14 protein-coding genes are annotated in these 15,176 nt (G+C 50.3%); 3 read left to right on the forward strand and 11 right to left on the reverse strand.

Translation table 11 applies throughout. The annotated features are described in order from the left end of the window. Nucleotides 1–34: 34 nt before the first annotated feature. Nucleotides 35–1,546 (reverse strand): outer membrane beta-barrel protein, encoded by a 1,512-nt coding sequence (locus tag PsAD37_RS26010; RefSeq protein ID WP_208992100.1) that lies wholly within the window; start codon nt 1,544–1,546, stop codon nt 35–37. A 242-nt stretch (nt 1,547–1,788) separates the two neighbouring features. On the opposite strand from PsAD37_RS26010, the gene PsAD37_RS26015 reads away from it, so the two are divergent. The 3 genes from PsAD37_RS26015 to PsAD37_RS26025 all read left to right on the forward strand — a co-directional run bounded on the left by PsAD37_RS26015 (nt 1,789) and on the right by PsAD37_RS26025 (nt 4,655). Next, nucleotides 1,789–2,802 carry an SIS domain-containing protein gene (locus PsAD37_RS26015; RefSeq protein WP_063298558.1) on the forward strand — a complete coding sequence of 338 codons (1,014 nt, stop codon included), beginning with the start codon at nt 1,789–1,791 and terminating at the stop codon, nt 2,800–2,802. Nucleotides 2,803–2,999: 197 nt separating this feature from the next. Then, nucleotides 3,000–3,770, forward strand: a complete 771-nt coding sequence (locus tag PsAD37_RS26020; protein ID WP_008551696.1) for a motility protein A — start codon at nt 3,000–3,002, stop codon at nt 3,768–3,770. A 24-nt stretch (nt 3,771–3,794) separates the two neighbouring features. Then, on the forward strand, nt 3,795–4,655 hold the full coding sequence (locus PsAD37_RS26025) for a flagellar motor protein MotB (RefSeq protein WP_057461830.1): 861 nt from the start codon (nt 3,795–3,797) through the stop codon (nt 4,653–4,655). Between the two features lie 3 nt (nt 4,656–4,658). Here PsAD37_RS26025 and PsAD37_RS26030 read toward each other — a convergent pair whose 3' ends face one another. The 10 genes from PsAD37_RS26030 to PsAD37_RS26075 all read right to left on the reverse strand — a co-directional run bounded on the left by PsAD37_RS26030 (nt 4,659) and on the right by PsAD37_RS26075 (nt 15,176). Next, complete coding sequence (locus tag PsAD37_RS26030; protein ID WP_063290285.1) at nt 4,659–5,126, reverse strand: NfeD family protein; 468 nt, start codon at nt 5,124–5,126, stop codon at nt 4,659–4,661. A gap of 5 nt (nt 5,127–5,131) precedes the next feature. Further along, nucleotides 5,132–6,106 (reverse strand): SPFH domain-containing protein, encoded by a 975-nt coding sequence (locus tag PsAD37_RS26035; protein WP_063298559.1) that lies wholly within the window; start codon nt 6,104–6,106, stop codon nt 5,132–5,134. Between the two features lie 148 nt (nt 6,107–6,254). Then, nucleotides 6,255–7,301, reverse strand: a complete 1,047-nt coding sequence (gene hemH / locus PsAD37_RS26040) for a ferrochelatase (RefSeq protein ID WP_063298560.1) — start codon at nt 7,299–7,301, stop codon at nt 6,255–6,257. Between the two features lie 173 nt (nt 7,302–7,474). Further along, nucleotides 7,475–8,719: a phenylacetate--CoA ligase family protein gene (locus tag PsAD37_RS26045; RefSeq protein WP_063298561.1), complete on the reverse strand. Its 1,245-nt coding sequence runs from the start codon at nt 8,717–8,719 to the stop codon at nt 7,475–7,477. A 77-nt stretch (nt 8,720–8,796) separates the two neighbouring features. Continuing rightward, a complete protein-coding gene (locus PsAD37_RS26050; protein WP_208992101.1) occupies nt 8,797–9,822 on the reverse strand; it encodes a ribonuclease T2 in 1,026 nt (341 codons plus the stop codon). A 123-nt stretch (nt 9,823–9,945) separates the two neighbouring features. Beyond that, nucleotides 9,946–10,809: an ABC transporter ATP-binding protein gene (locus tag PsAD37_RS26055; RefSeq protein WP_057461836.1), complete on the reverse strand. Its 864-nt coding sequence runs from the start codon at nt 10,807–10,809 to the stop codon at nt 9,946–9,948. A gap of 87 nt (nt 10,810–10,896) precedes the next feature. Further along, the gene (locus PsAD37_RS26060) at nt 10,897–12,210 is read right to left on the reverse strand and encodes an ABC transporter substrate-binding protein (protein WP_057461837.1); all 1,314 of its coding nucleotides are present in this window, start codon (nt 12,208–12,210) and stop codon (nt 10,897–10,899) included. A gap of 72 nt (nt 12,211–12,282) precedes the next feature. Beyond that, entirely contained in the window at nt 12,283–13,359 is a 1,077-nt protein-coding gene (locus PsAD37_RS26065; protein ID WP_063290290.1) for a branched-chain amino acid ABC transporter permease, read from the reverse strand. Between the two features lie 12 nt (nt 13,360–13,371). Then, entirely contained in the window at nt 13,372–14,355 is a 984-nt protein-coding gene (locus PsAD37_RS26070) for a branched-chain amino acid ABC transporter permease (protein WP_057461839.1), read from the reverse strand. Nucleotides 14,356–14,366: 11 nt separating this feature from the next. Further along, nucleotides 14,367–15,176, reverse strand: coding sequence for an ABC transporter ATP-binding protein (locus PsAD37_RS26075; protein WP_057461916.1), 810 nt, complete (start codon nt 15,174–15,176; stop codon nt 14,367–14,369).

The raw sequence follows: 15,176 nt of genomic DNA on the forward strand, positions 1-15,176 counted from the left end.
GAAAAATTAACGCACTCTGAAACACTTCAAGAATTCAGCGTCTTATCCGAAGGCCAGCTTCAATGAGGCTGCTCGTGTAGTTGCTATTTGGCGTAGAGCTCTCAAACGCTCGGAACGTGTAGCGAGAAAGCAGAGCTGCATCCTTGGAGAAAGCCCACACTAAACCAAAGGATCCAGCTCCCTCCTGCTCAACAATATCTACCCCTTGATACGTCCTGTAAGTGTAGCCAAACTGAACATCACCAACCAGGTCCTGAGTAAACTGATGTGCATACCGAACATCACCCGCATAAAGAATTGAACCAGAAGCTCCACTGATATTCGTACCGCTAAAGTTGGTTGCTCCACTAACAGTCACGGTATCCAGGCGTGTAGGAGACCAAACAAAAGCTCCATCAAAAATCAGCCCCTGCAAAGCGTCAAGGCGATTGTCATCCAGATACTCAGCCCGATAACCAACCCCAAACTGCCCCCGAAGCTTAGGCCCACGATCAACACGAACACCAGATCTTACAAAGTAGCCGCGCGATGTTCTGTCGAAGCAGGATGGATCACCACTACAATCTTGATCGTATTTTCGGACTAGAAATCCACCTTCCAAGTAAGGTTCAAATGCAGCTCCATTATCAAATGATGTCCGCAGAGTGGCATCAAACACAGTATTATCGCGAGGCTGCGAACTGCTCATTTGCCCGCCGTAAACCGTACGGTCTACACCAATGCCGCCACGCAGCTGAACCAATGAAACTTGCCTACTGAGTGAGAATCTGCCACCAATTTCCTGCACAGAATTGGTACGCCCGGTCGACGCCTCATTCTCAGCAGAGGACCGCTCCTCTCTCGAAAATGAGTAAACACCATCAATATTGGCAGTTGTCAGGTCACTCAGATCAAGACGCACATTCCCACGACCGGTGACAACAGGCTGGTTATTGTCAGGTTCACTAAAGAAAGCGCGAAGGCTACCTCGAAGCTCCAACCCGAGTCCGTGCCGCTCCCAATTAGAAACCACACCAACTGCCGCATCAACTTCATAAAATCCGTCAGGCATCCCACCATTTGTCTGCTCAGCATTGTCTGTCCAACCAAACCCGGCATCAAACGACGGCGTCAGGCGTAACGACCCAAGCTGAATGCCAACAGGTCGGTCCTGAACAGTCTCTCCAGCAAAGATACCTTCATCAGCATTCCCGCCTCCACCAACGGGCCGTGAATGACGCGAGGCAACTGCGACTCTCTCTGAAAACTTGGCCTCCCTACTCCTGCGACCAGTACCAGTGAGTTGCTGGCTAACAGTCGGAACAGGAGGCTGAGTTGCGGTGCGTGATCGTCCTTCTTCAATCAGTTGTTCAAAGGGCGCCGCATCCGTTTCAGAAGGTTTCTCAAAGTCAGCACTCGGATCATTCTCAAAAGTGAGGCTATCCCTGAACTCCAGATCACTGGTTTGCGCGACTGCATAACACCACGGAAATGCGCCCAACATCATAACACAGGCCAGAATTGACCTACTTTGAATGCTCTTCAAAACGTCTGGGCGCAACGACATAAAGTATTCCAGCAATCCACCTTCAAATGAAGGAAATTCAACAAGCCCCACACTCGCCGAACATGGTTAACGTTTCATTGCAAAGAGGTCCTCTACCCTTGATTGTTTTCTCAATTCAGATTTGGTAGAGGGGAAACCAAGTCTTGCCCCAGAGTGTTCACAATGCACTCTTACTTAGTGCAGGAATCTTGCTGCAAAAGCGTCATTGTGCTCGTGAGAGCAAAGCTAAGAAGTAGTGCCAAATGCATATGCCATCATTTCTAACGCATGAAGACCGTCCTCTGCGCCCGGCTGATGAGTGGATACACTCCGCTGCAAAGACGATTGAAACTGAGATCGCTGCGCTCAACGCGTTACAGGCAAGTCTTTCCAACAGCTTGGCAGAACCTTTCACGAAAGCGGTAGAGACAATCGCTCATTCAAAAGGCCGCGTAATCGTCTCTGGTATTGGCAAGAGCGGGATCATTGGTACCAAACTGGCTGCAACGTTAGCGTCCACGGGAACACCCGCTTTCTTCGTACATGCAAGTGAAGCAAGCCACGGTGATCTTGGTATGATCACCGAAGATGATGTGGTCATTGCTTTGTCTTGGTCTGGCGAAACCCAGGAACTTGCAAGTCTGCTCGGCTTCACACGCCGTTTTAAAGTCCCGTTGATCGCTCTCACCCGCAACGCAGCTAGCGCACTTGGTCAAGCCTCTGATATCTGCCTGACATTGCCTAAAGTACCAGAAGCCTGTCCTCATGGATTAGCTCCAACATCCAGCACCTTGATTCAGCTGGCCCTAGGCGATGCGCTTGCAATTGCACTGTTGGAAGCAAAAGGTTTTTCAGCTCAAGACTTTAAGGTCTACCATCCTGGTGGCAAACTAGGTGCGAGCCTGATGCATGTAAAAGATGTCATGCACACGGGTGACCATTTACCGGTCGCTCAAAACGGTATGCTCATGAAAGAAGCTCTCGTCTTGATGACCCAAAAAGGGTTTGGCGTTCTTGGCATCACCAATAATGACGGAGTACTCATTGGCGTCATCACGGATGGTGACTTACGCCGTCATATCAGCCCGAACTTTCTCGATATGAAAGTTGAGGATGTCATGACACATAATCCAAAAACAATCGAAGAAACGCTTTTGGCTCCGTCAGCACTGGAAGTGATGAACTCACTCAAGATCAGCTCACTCTTTATCGTCAGTAATGACAAGCCGGTTGGGATCATACGCACACTCGATCTTCTGAAAATCGGCGCGGCCTGATTCGTTCTTAGAACAAGCTCTTCAATGCCCGAGAGGTCTTCATCCTCGGGCATTTTGTTTCTCAAGGCCATCGTTGGCTCACATCTTCCAACAGCCCCACCCTATTTTTCCCATTTATTAGGATTTGGTTAGCCTTAATACCCCAAATTAACACTAGTTAAATTGCCTCATCAAAGGCGCACATTCGGGTAAGCTAAATGGATCTAGCCACGATAATCGGCGTTATCGCTGCTTGCGTAACTGTGCTGATAGCTATCTTTCTGGGTGGAAGCTTCAGTCAGTTCGTTGACCTTCCTTCCATCTTGATCGTGGTTGGTGGCGGTCTCGCAGCCACACTCGTGAGATTCCCTCTAAATGGGTTGCTCAGTGCTTTTGGTATGGGAGCAAAACTCGCTTTCACCCATAAGAAGATAGAGCCTCGCGAGCTTGTCGAGAATATCGCTCATCTTGCAGAAACGGCTCGTAAGGAAGGTCCTCTCGGTCTGGAAAATGTCGAGATTGAGGAACCGACCCTCGCCAAAGGCATGCAGTATGTGGCTGACGGTTACGACTACAACCTTATTCGTGACTCGATGGAAAAAGAGCGTGATCTCTACCTGACCCGCTTGAATGAAGGCGCCCGCGTATACCGTGCACTTGGCGACTCAGCTCCCGCCTTTGGAATGATCGGAACGCTTGTCGGTCTGGTACAGATGCTTGCAACTATGGATGATCCATCCACAATCGGTCCCTCCATGGCGATTGCGCTATTAACAACGCTGTACGGCTCACTCATCGCAAACGTTGTGTGCATCCCGGTTGCCGATAAACTGGACTCCAAATTTGAGCAGGAAGAACTTAATCAAACCCTCGTCATCGACGGCGTTTTGCAGATTCGTGAAAGCAAAAGCCCATCGCTGATCCGCGAAATGTTGCTCGCTTACATCCCAGAAAAAGGCCGCAGCGATATGATCGAAGCGGCAGCTTAGTCTTTCGGGCAAGGGAGAAACACAATGGCAGGTAGAAAAAAATCAGCTCCCGCAGGCGCACCCGCATGGATGCTTACGTTTGCTGACTTGATGTCTCTTCTTGTGTGTTTCTTTGTTTTGATTATCTCGTTTTCCGTACAGGACAAGCAAAAACTTCAAGTCGTTGCAGGCTCCATCAAAGACGCATTCGGCATCAAACAGGTGACCAAACGCGCTGGTGTTCTTGAAATCGAAGGTGTGCCACTACGCGATTTCATGAAAGACATCACCTACGAGAAACAAATTACAGACGCTGATTTTGCAACTGAGAGCCATCCAGAAAAGCGTAAACAAGGCCCGGAAGCAAACACCCACACCACCAAGAAGGCAGATATCGAGAAGCCGAGGCAGTTTGCAACCGCAGTCGTTTCGCTCCGGCAGGCATTTCAGGAAATGCCTGAGATCACGGAGATCTCCAACAACATCATTCTTGAAGAAACAGATGAAGGCCTTAACATCCTGATCGTGGATCAGGAAGGCCGTTCAATGTATCCGGAAGGGTCAAAGTACCCTTATGAGATAACAAGGCAGCTCCTCGCTAAAATGGCGCCTGTTCTGGCAAAAATGCCAAACCGTGTCCGCATTACCGGACACACGACGACAGGACAGCTCATCACAGCTCCAAGCGAAACTGGATGGGAACTATCAGCAGATCGCGCAAACACAGCACGACAGATTCTTTCCGAGTATGGTCTGCCTTCGAACAATATTCATTCTGTAGTGGGAAAAGCTGATTCTGAACCTCTCTTCCCGAATGACCCATATCTTGCAGCAAACCGCCGCATTTCAATTCTGCTGATGGCAGAAGAACCGCCGCTGCCACCAGATTTCAATCCATATCAATAGGCCTTAGGCCTCTTCGCCTTCTGAAGCTGCTTCCACAATGAGAGTTGTGCCGTCTTGGCCGACAACTTTCACATGGGCACCTGCTGGCAAATCCGGGCCATTTACACGCCAGATAGAGTCACCAATCTCAAGCGTGCCTTTCCCATGAGCGAGTGCTTGCTTCAACACAAACACACGTCCTTGATATCGGCTCCCTCTTTTATTGAGATGCGGATCACCTTCTTTGTCATCATCTTTAACAGTCAAACGACGACCAATAAGGAGGAAGCTGACGGACAAGACACCCCACAGCACAAGCTGCCAGCGCCAGTCCATATCAAAATATGCAACCAGAGCGCCAACAACGAGAGCCGCTGCCCCAAACCAGATCAGGAATGAGCCAGGAACAGCCAACTCAAGCCCAATAAGAACAAGCCCGGAGGCAAACCAAACCCAAGGTTCGATACTGTTTTGGAACAGCTCAATCAGCATATCGATCAGCCCTCTGAATTACCGGTATTTGGAATACGGCTGGAACGACGGTGTTCGTTGTCCCTCAGTACTTCTTTGCTTATTTCAGCAATACCGGCAAGGCTTCCGATCATCCCAGTTGCTTCCATAGGCAGAATGAGAGTTTTCTGGTTTGGAGACTTTGCAAGTTCACCGAACGCTTCAACATATTTGTTAGCCACAAAGTAATTGATCGCACCCATGTCACCTTTGGCAATCGCCTCAGAAACCATCATGGTAGCCTTAGCTTCAGCTTGTGCCAGACGCTCACGCGCTTCAGCATCACGCATAGCAGCTTGCTGGCGGCCTTCCGCTTCCAGAATGAGTGACTGCTTCACACCCTCTGCCTTAGCAATCTCGGCCTGCCGGGCACCCTCAGCTTCCAGGATCGAAGCACGCTTCTCACGCTCAGCTTTCATCTGACGACCCATCGCATTAACCAGATCATTCGGAGGGTTGATGTCCTTGATCTCAATACGAGTGATCTTCACGCCCCATGGCTCACAAGCCGCATCAACGACACGCAACAAACGAGCATTGATTTCATCACGATTGGAGAGCAGTTCGTCCAGATCCATGGACCCCATAACACTACGAATGTTGGTCATGGTTAGATTCAGAATCGCATTCTGCAAGCCCAGAACTTCATAAGCCGCCTGAGAGGCGCTCAACACCTGATAGAAAGTCACACCATCAGCAGTAATCGTTGCATTGTCTTTGGTGATCACTTCCTGCGCAGGAACATCAAGCACCTGCTCCATCATATTCAACTTGTGACCAATCTGGTCAATAAAGGGGATGATGATGTTCAGGCCCGGGTGCAGTGTTTTCCGGTATTTTCCAAAACGTTCAACCGTGTAGTTGTAGCCTTGAGGAACCATCTTCGCGCCAGCAAATACAACAAAAATGATCACAGCCACTAAAATGAGGACAGTAATCGAACTACCTGTCAAAATATCCATATCTATTAGTCCTTTGGAGGAATTTGCCTAAACTATCGTAGCTTTGTCCCATTAAAACCAGAGAAAACTGCACGAATAAATGCCAAAGAGCACCGCTTCCCAAAAGAAACCAGTGCTCTTCTTCACATAGTGAATTAAAACTTAATTTCTAGATCCAGCCCTGAAGCTCACGGCGAACCACATTCTCTAGCACGGCCATACCTTCAGGAGCGTCATTGAGACATGGAATATGCGTAAACTGCTCCCCTCCATGTTCCTCAAAGATCTCCGCTGCTTCACCAGCGATTTCTTCCAGAGTTTCAAGGCAGTCAGCAACGAAACCTGGGTTCAAAACAGCAATCCGTTTGACACCTTCTTTTGCCAGTTTCTCAACTGTCTTGTCCGTGTAAGGCTGTAACCACTCTTCTGGACCAAAGCGAGATTGGAAGGTGATCTGAAGCTTCGTCTCATCCCACCCCAGCTTCTCACGCAACAAGCGAGTCGTTTTCTGACAGTGGCAGTGGTACGGATCGCCCTTATCGAAGTAGCTCTGCGGAATGCCGTGGAAAGACGCCAGAACCATCTCCGGTTCTTCATCCAGCTCACTGATCTTGTTCTTGATCGAAGCAGCGAGCGAGTCGATGTAGGTCTCATCATCATGATAAGGCGGTACAATACGGATGGTCGGCTGCCAGCGCATTTTCAAAAGCGCTCGAAAGACCTCATCGTTTACGGTCGCCGTCGTCGAAGCTGAGTATTGCGGGTAAAGCGGGAAGACGAGAATACGATCGCACCCCTTTGCCTTTAGCGCATCAAGACGGCTCGCAATGGATGGATTGCCATAACGCATGGCCCAATCGACAACAACATTTTCACCCAAACCCGAAAGCATCTCAGAAAGCTTGTCAGACTGACTACGCGTAATGGTGCGCAGAGGGCTTTCATCCAGCTCGTTGTTCCAGATCTCTTTGTAAGCCGCACCAGATTTCTGCGGGCGCTTACTTAACACGATACCATGGAGAATTGGCAGCCAGAGAAAGCGCGACCATTCAATGACGCGGCGGTCCGAAAGGAACTCTGCCAGATAGCGACGCATGGACCAGTAATCTGTCCCGTCTGGTGTCCCAAGATTGACGAGAAGCACACCCACTTTCCCGAAGGAGATCGGAGGGTGGTTTTCTTGCTTTGTTGCGTTACCGCTTGTGCTCTGGTTCATGAGACCCCTATGCGCATCAGATCCAATCCAATTGCTAAATAGAGTTTCCCAATGCTCGCGCCAAGGTCAAACCCTATGATTTTCTGATTATTACCGTGAAACTACCCAAAATAGAAAAATGCCAGCCCACATACGCAGACTGGCATTCTCAAAATCGGTCAAATCAAAAGCTGCTATGCAGTCACTTCACGTTCGTCAGAAATCACTTTACCATCGTTTGGCAAGGTATTTGGAGCGACCAACTCCACATCACCATTTAAGCCAGTGTGCTCTTTCAGAGACTTTTTCAGGGCTGCGATAAAATCGTCACTAGCAGCTTCAGTCTCCACCTTCAGGATCATGTGGTCCTGCTCACCCTGACGCACGACTGAGAGGCGCGCGCGCCCTGCTTCATCGCCAGCATTTTTGCGAAGGCGCTCAATCTGTGCCGGGTCAACAAACATACCCTTCACTTTGGTGCGCTGGTCTGCTCGTCCCATCCACCCTTTCAGGCGCATGTTCGTACGACCACACGGCGAGATACCCGGCAGCACTGCAGACAAGTCACCCGTTGCAAAACGAATAAGCGGATAGGTTGGTGAGAATGTCGTCACTACCAACTCACCAACCTCACCCGGCTCAACAGGCTCTCCTGTTCCCGGACGAACGATTTCAACGATGAAATCTTCGTTGGTAATCAGGCCTTCCATGGCTTCACTTTCATAAGCCACGATACCTAGATCAGCCGTCGCATAGGCTTGCAGAACCTTCACACCGCGATTTGCGTATTCCTCACGCAAGCTCGGATAAAGGGCACCACCAGAAACAAGACCATGCTTGATGGAGCTTACATCCGCCCCCAACTCGGCAGCACGGTCTAGAATAACCTTCAGATAGTCCGGAGTACCGGCATAAGCCGTTGGACGCAGGCTCGAGATCGCAGAAACCTGCATATCCGTATTACCGATACCTGCAGGAAACACCACACAACCATATGCACGTGCACCCTGATCCAGAATGAACCCACCCGGTGTCATATGGTAGGACAGCGCATTGTGAACGATATCGCCCGGACGAATTCCAGTTGCATGGAACGCACGAGCTGATTTCCAAGGATCAGCTTCGGATCCCTGCGGTTCCCAGATTGGTCCCGGAGACATAAAGATGCGTTTGTATGTAGAAAAGTCACCAGCAGCGAACCCACCAAGTGGGGGCTCTTCAGCCTGAGCCGCAAGAAGGTCCGCCTTACGGAGAACAGGGAGCTTAGCCAAAGCTTCACGGCTCGTGACCTCAGCTGGATCAACATCTGCCAGATGCTTTGCCCAACCAGACGCCTCGTTCTTTGCCATGGCAATCTGCCCCGGCAACCGAGCCATCAAATCAGCTTCTCGTTCCTCTGGGGACCGGATCTCCAACTCATCAAAATATTGGTTTCCCATAGAAGCCCTCCCATGGCCTCAAACGTCTTCCAAGCAGGAGACGAAAGCCTCCCGCAAATTTATTGGACAGGTATACTCTAGTTAAATCCGACAGGATCAACGCGGCCCTGACAATCAGATTGCACCGGCTTCGCGGCCAACAGTAACTCACTCATCGGGGTATCTGGCTCAACCCTGCCCTTCAGATTGATAAAAAGCTCGGTAATTAAACCACCTTTGCAACGCACCTGAACGCGGTTCCCGGCACCAGCGCCAAAGGTTTCATCAAACGCCGCACGAACCTGCGCTGTCGTGAGCACCTCACCGATGTTGGCAGCAAACAGATCACGGACAGCTGAACCGTTCAATTGCTCCATAAGATCAAGAGATTCCGCGTAATACTCTTCTGCACTGTCACTGTAACATGTGCCGTGTTTCACCCACTCGTAGCGGTCCAGATGCGACTGAGCGCCCGGCATCACCTTATCCAGCTCTTCACGAGTTGCATCATCCAACTCAACTGGAGGCAACTGCCCCCGTGTAGAACGTTCTACTGCCAGACGCTTCTCTTCCCGCGTTACTCCACACCAGAAGTTGCCACGCGGTTGAGGCCACAAACCATGCAATGCAAAGTGGCTCGCATCAAACCGTCCTTCCACCTGAGAAGAACACTCCGGTATCTCTTGATGTGTTTGACAAAAAGCAGGTTGCCAGCTCGCAGCAAGCAGGAACTCAGCGTCTGCCGAAGGCCCTTTGACAGCAGGACGAACCACATTTGATCCAGCAGAACCTCCAGAACCATTGCCAGTATTCTGCCCGCTACCATCAGCTTCAACCAGATGCAGACCACAGGAAACATCCACCCAACGCTCAGCTGGATTTACGCCATTCATGCGAATGAAGTAATGAGATGCCTGCGATTTGTTCTTCCCAAGCAGTTCATAGGCACGCATCCGTTCCACATGAACGTTTCCAGGATTTGTCTGCTTACGAATAGATTGAAATGCTGGACAGGCTTCCTCTGCAAGAAAGAAACCCTCCAATTTCACTTGAGAAGCAGCAGGCAAAACAGAGGCCACGCTCAAAAGCGCAGCCCCGACAATCACTTTAGAAAGAAAATGCATGTGGTCCTCCAAAATACCTTTTGCAGCAATAAGCAGCATGCAGATTATTCAAAACCAGATACATTGACTTCCTGTGACAGTTCACCCCTATGATTTTAGGGGCAAGTTCTCAATTAATGCAGATTACGCCAACCACCGTTTGCGGCGTTTGTAGTGTTTGCCATCACGGAAGGATTTTCGCCCTTCTCCGCCAACACCTAGATAGAACTCTTTCACGTCTTCGTTTTCGCGCAAAGAATCAGCATCACCATCCAGCACGATACGGCCAGCTTCCATGATGTACCCATAGGTCGCGTATTTAAGCGCAACGTTGGTATTCTGCTCAGCAAGAAGGAAGGACACACCTTCATTCTTGTTCAGCTTTTTCACAATCTCAAAGATTTCTTCCTGCAACTGTGGAGCAAGGCCCATGCTTGGCTCATCCAGCAAAATCATGTCCGGGCGGCTCATCAAGGCACGACCCACTGCACACATCTGCTGCTCACCACCAGAAGTATAACCCGCTTGAGAACCCCGGCGCTCACGCAAACGCGGGAAATAGTCATACACCATTTCCAGATCGCGCTTGATCTCAGCATTGCCATCTTTGCGGGTATAGGCACCAGTCATCAGGTTGTCTTCAATAGAAAGGTGGCCAAAACAACGACGGCCTTCCATGACCTGAATGCATCCGCGCTGAACCAGTTCGTTCGGAGAAAGCGCCTGAACTTGCTTTCCTTGAAAAATGATATTGCCCTTCGTCACTTCGCCACGCTCTGCTTGCAGCAGGTTGGAGATTGCTTTCAGGGTCGTTGTCTTACCGGCACCGTTCGCACCCAGCAGAGCAACAATACCACCCTTAGGCACGGTCAAAGAAACACCTTTGAGAACCAGAACCACGTGGTCGTAAATGACTTCGATGTTGTTGATAGACAAAATGTCTTCGGCAACCTGCAGGTTAGCGGCTGGTGCCTTGGATTTTGATGTCTGTTCTGCAATTGCGTTCATGAGATCAGCCTTAACCTGCGAACATTCCGATTGTTTGAATTCGATAAATTGGCCGGGCACCACCGCGCCCGACCAAAACAACAAGGCTTAGTTACAAGCGAGGTCGCCACGACCTGGCCAAGGAGCATTGTTTTTCGCGTAGTCAGCAGCTTTTTCCAGCTCAAGCGGCTTGATCAGTTCACGGTTTGGAGTCAGCAGGTCACTTGCCTGTACAAACTCTTCGCCGTTCCACTCAAGCATCCATGCACCAGAGTGACCAGTATGGTTGTCACAAGCCATCTTCAGTGGAGGTGTCATGCCCTTCATACCCAGCTCTTCAAGGCGAGCTGCAGTGATGTCCAGATTTTCAAGGCCCCAGCGCAGCTGTTCAGCATTGATATTCTTTTCACCAAAGTTGTCCTGAGCAGTTTTTGCTGCTTCAGCAAGGATCATAGAGATGATGATACCGCGCTGATAGAAGATGGTGTCCATGTCAGCTTCAGATTTGATTTCTGAGTTGCCTTTGGAAACAACATGCTTACGGATGTCTTCAAGCACTGGGAAGTTGCCTGGAGCGTTGAAGCTGACAGACTTGTAGCCCTTCGCTTTAGCACCAACGTTCTGCAGGTCAGCATCAGAGCCAGACCACCAGATGCCGATGAAGTTTTCCATTGGGTAGCGTGTCTTAACTGCTTCGGTGATCGCACCGGCGTTCATAGCACCCCAACCCCACATTACGACGTTGTCTGGACGCTCACGACGGATCTGCAACCACTGCGCAGACTGGTTCTGCATTTCTTTCAGACCAACAGGGATCGGAACCAGCTTGAAGTCATGCATTTCTGCAAGCTTTTCCAGAAGCGGAATTGGCTCTTTACCGAATGGGTGGTCAAGATGCAGAAGAACGATCTTCTTACCCTTCAGCGAAGACATGTCACCACCAGCAATGTAGTCGAGGATCATGTATGCGCCATCCCAGTAGGACACTGGTGGGTTAAACGCCCAGGCAAACGTATCACCGTCTGACATTGGCGAGAAACCGTAGCCAGGTGCCAAAATAGGAATACGGTCCACGTTGGTGCGAGGCATAACCTGCAGAGTGATACCGGTTGACCATGGCTGCGTTACGAGAGCTGCTCCCTTAGTCTTCTCGTAGCACTCAACTCCTTTGTTGGTGTTGTAACCGGTTTCACACTCGATGTAATCGATTGGCACGCCGCCAATACCACCATCACGTTCGTTCAGCATAAGCATGTAGTCACGCTGGCCGTTCATGATTGGCGTACCAGTACCCGCAAATGGGCCAGTACGGTATGTCAGGTTTGGAAAGTTAAGACCGTCTGCTGCCATTGCAGCTGTGCTCATGGCAACTGCAAGGGCACCTGCTGCAACAGCCTTACCTAAATTCGTAAAGTGTTTCATATTTTCCTCCGCGTTTGCGGCTCCCGCCGCGGACCATTTCCTCTATTCCCCAGCTGCTCCTGCAGTTCTTTATTAGTGAGGGAATGGCCAAATGATGAGCTTTTCACGAATAAGCGCCCAGAACCGCGCAAGACCGTGAGGCTCGACAATCAAGAACATGATAATGAGAGAACCAACCACCATAACGTTGACGTGTTCCATGGTGGCAGAACCGATACTCAGGCCAAGCATTTCTGGCAGAAGGTTCAGCACAACCGGCAGAGCCACAATCAGGATCGCTCCGAGGAAGTTCCCCATCACACTGCCAAGGCCACCAATGATCGCAATAAAGACGATCTGGAAACTCATTGGAATATCAAAGAGGTTTGGCTCAGCGGCACCTTTCCAGAAGAACACCATCAGCGCGCCGGCAATACCCACGATATAGGAGCTGACAGCAAAGGCAGACAGCTTTGCACGCATCAGGTTGATGCCCACCAGCTCCGCAGCAATATCCATGTCACGAACAGCCTTCCACGTACGACCATACCGGCCACGTGTCAGGTTGATCATCGCAAAGGTCACAACAGATACGATGCCAAGAACAAAGTAGTACTGAACCATAGGCGACGCATTTGGACCTGTCACAACAAGACCGAAAATGTCCATGGTGCGCACTTCAATCGCGCCGGATGCATTGTAGTTGTAAAGCCACGCCCACTTCTCAAAGAGCCACACCAGAAAGAACTGCGAAGCAAGCGTCGCAATCGCAAGGTAGAAACCTTTAATGCGTAGCGACGGCAAACCAAACGCAACCCCAACTGCAGCTGAGAAGAACCCGGAAAGGAACAACGCAACAATGATGTTCATTTCCGGGAAGATTGTAGTGATCTTGTAGCAAGCATAAGCGCCAACGCCCATGAAGCCCGCAGTACCCAGCGAAAGCTGCCCGGCATAACCGGTCAAAATGTTCAGACCAAGCGAGGCCAGAGAATAAATCAGCACAGGCACAAGCAGAGCCTTGTAGGTGAACTCCGATGCGAACATCGGAAAGATCACATACATAGCGGCAAGGATCACAACCAGCAGGACCATATCCTGCTTGATTGGGAAGAGCGCCTGATCACTTTCATAGGTCGTTTTGAACTGACCAGAAGTTCTGTAAAACACGTCAGGCCTCCCTTACACGCGCTCGATGATTTTCTCACCGAACAGCCCTTGCGGACGGAACAGCAGAACAATCAAAGCAAAGATGAAGGCGAACCAGGTTTCGGTGTTGCCACCAAACAGAGGCTGACCCCAGTAGATTTCGAAGACTTTTTCAAGAAGGCCGATGGCAATGCCGCCGATAATCGCGCCTGATACAGATTCCAGACCACCAAGCATCAGCACTGGCAAGGCCTTGTACGCAATCACTTCCAGAGCAAATGACACACCTGCACGAGCACCCCAGACGACACCAGTGGCAAGAGCAATCACACCTGCAATAAACCAGACCAGAACCCAGATAGTGCTGAGGGAGATACCGACAGATAGCGCTGCAGTATGATCATCACCCAGTGCACGGATCGCACGACCCATCGCAGATTTGTTCAGGAACACCAGCAGGCTGATAACCAGCACGATCGCCATAACAACCGCGAACACGTCTTTCTCTTCCAGAAGCAGGAAGCCGCCGAACGGTTCAAATTCAATAGCACCGGTTGGAATACCAAGCGCTTCGGTGATCATCACCTTGTTCTCACCACCGAACACGAACTCACCAAAACCGATGAGGAACATGGTGATACCGATGGTTGCCATGAACAGAATGATGTCTGGCTGTCCTACAAGCGGACGAAGCACAACACGCTCAACGCTCATTGCCAACGCATACATGATGCCAAGAGTAAGCGGCATCGCGATTGCAGCAGCAACAAACTCGTTGCCAACAAACGGAACCAGGAAGGTATGCAGGCCAACCAAAGACAGCGCAGCAAACACAACCATGATGCCTTGCGCAAAGTTAAAGATGCGCGAGGACTTAAAGATGAGAACGAAACCAAGTGCAATCAGCGCATAAAGAACCCCAGAGACGAGACCTTCCCACAACACCTGTAGAAAGAAGTCCGGCATTCCGTACATCTGAACAAATGGATCAATTAGTACGTTATAAAGTGTTTCCATGGGGGTGCTCCCTAGTGTGACACGCCCAGATAGGCATCAATAACTTCTGGGTTGCTCTGCACTTCTTCTGGCACGCCATCAGCGATCTTGCGGCCATAGTCCAAAACAACGACACGGTCGGAAAGGTCCATCACAACACCCATGTCATGCTCAATCAGAGCAATCGTAGTGCCGAGCTGATCATTCACATCCAGAATGAATCGGCTCATGTCCTCTTTCTCTTCCAGGTTCATCCCTGCCATCGGCTCATCGAGCAGCAGCAGTTCTGGCTCCATCGCCAACGCACGAGCGAGCTCAACACGCTTCTGCAAGCCGTAAGGAAGCGTTCCCACTGGTGTGCGGCGAATATGTTGGATTTCGAGAAAGTCGATGATTTCCTCGACCTTCTTACGGTGCTCGATCTCTTCCCTCTGAGCAGGCCCCCAATAGAGCATCTGCCAGAATAAGTTCTGCTTCATCCGCGTTGCACGTCCAGCCATGATGTTATCCAACGTGGACATACCCTTAAACAAAGCAACGTTCTGGAAAGTTCGAGCGATACCCTGACTAACCGCAAGATGCGGTTTCATGGACCTGCGCTTTTCGCCATTGAAGGTGATCACACCTTCTTGAGGCTGATAGAAACCATTGATCACGTTGAGCATGGACGTCTTGCCAGCACCATTGGGACCAATGATCGCGCGAATTTCCCCCTTCTTGATATTGAAGGAGATATTCGTGATTGCCTTAACACCGCCAAAGGAGAGAGAAACGTTCTCAAGATCCAGCAGAACCTCGCGCTCCTCGGCCCTTTTTTTGACCTCTTCGAGCGTTGGATCCAT

It is taken from the genome of Pseudovibrio sp. Ad37 (assembly GCF_001623075.1).
Taxonomy (GTDB): Bacteria; Pseudomonadota; Alphaproteobacteria; order Rhizobiales; family Stappiaceae; genus Pseudovibrio.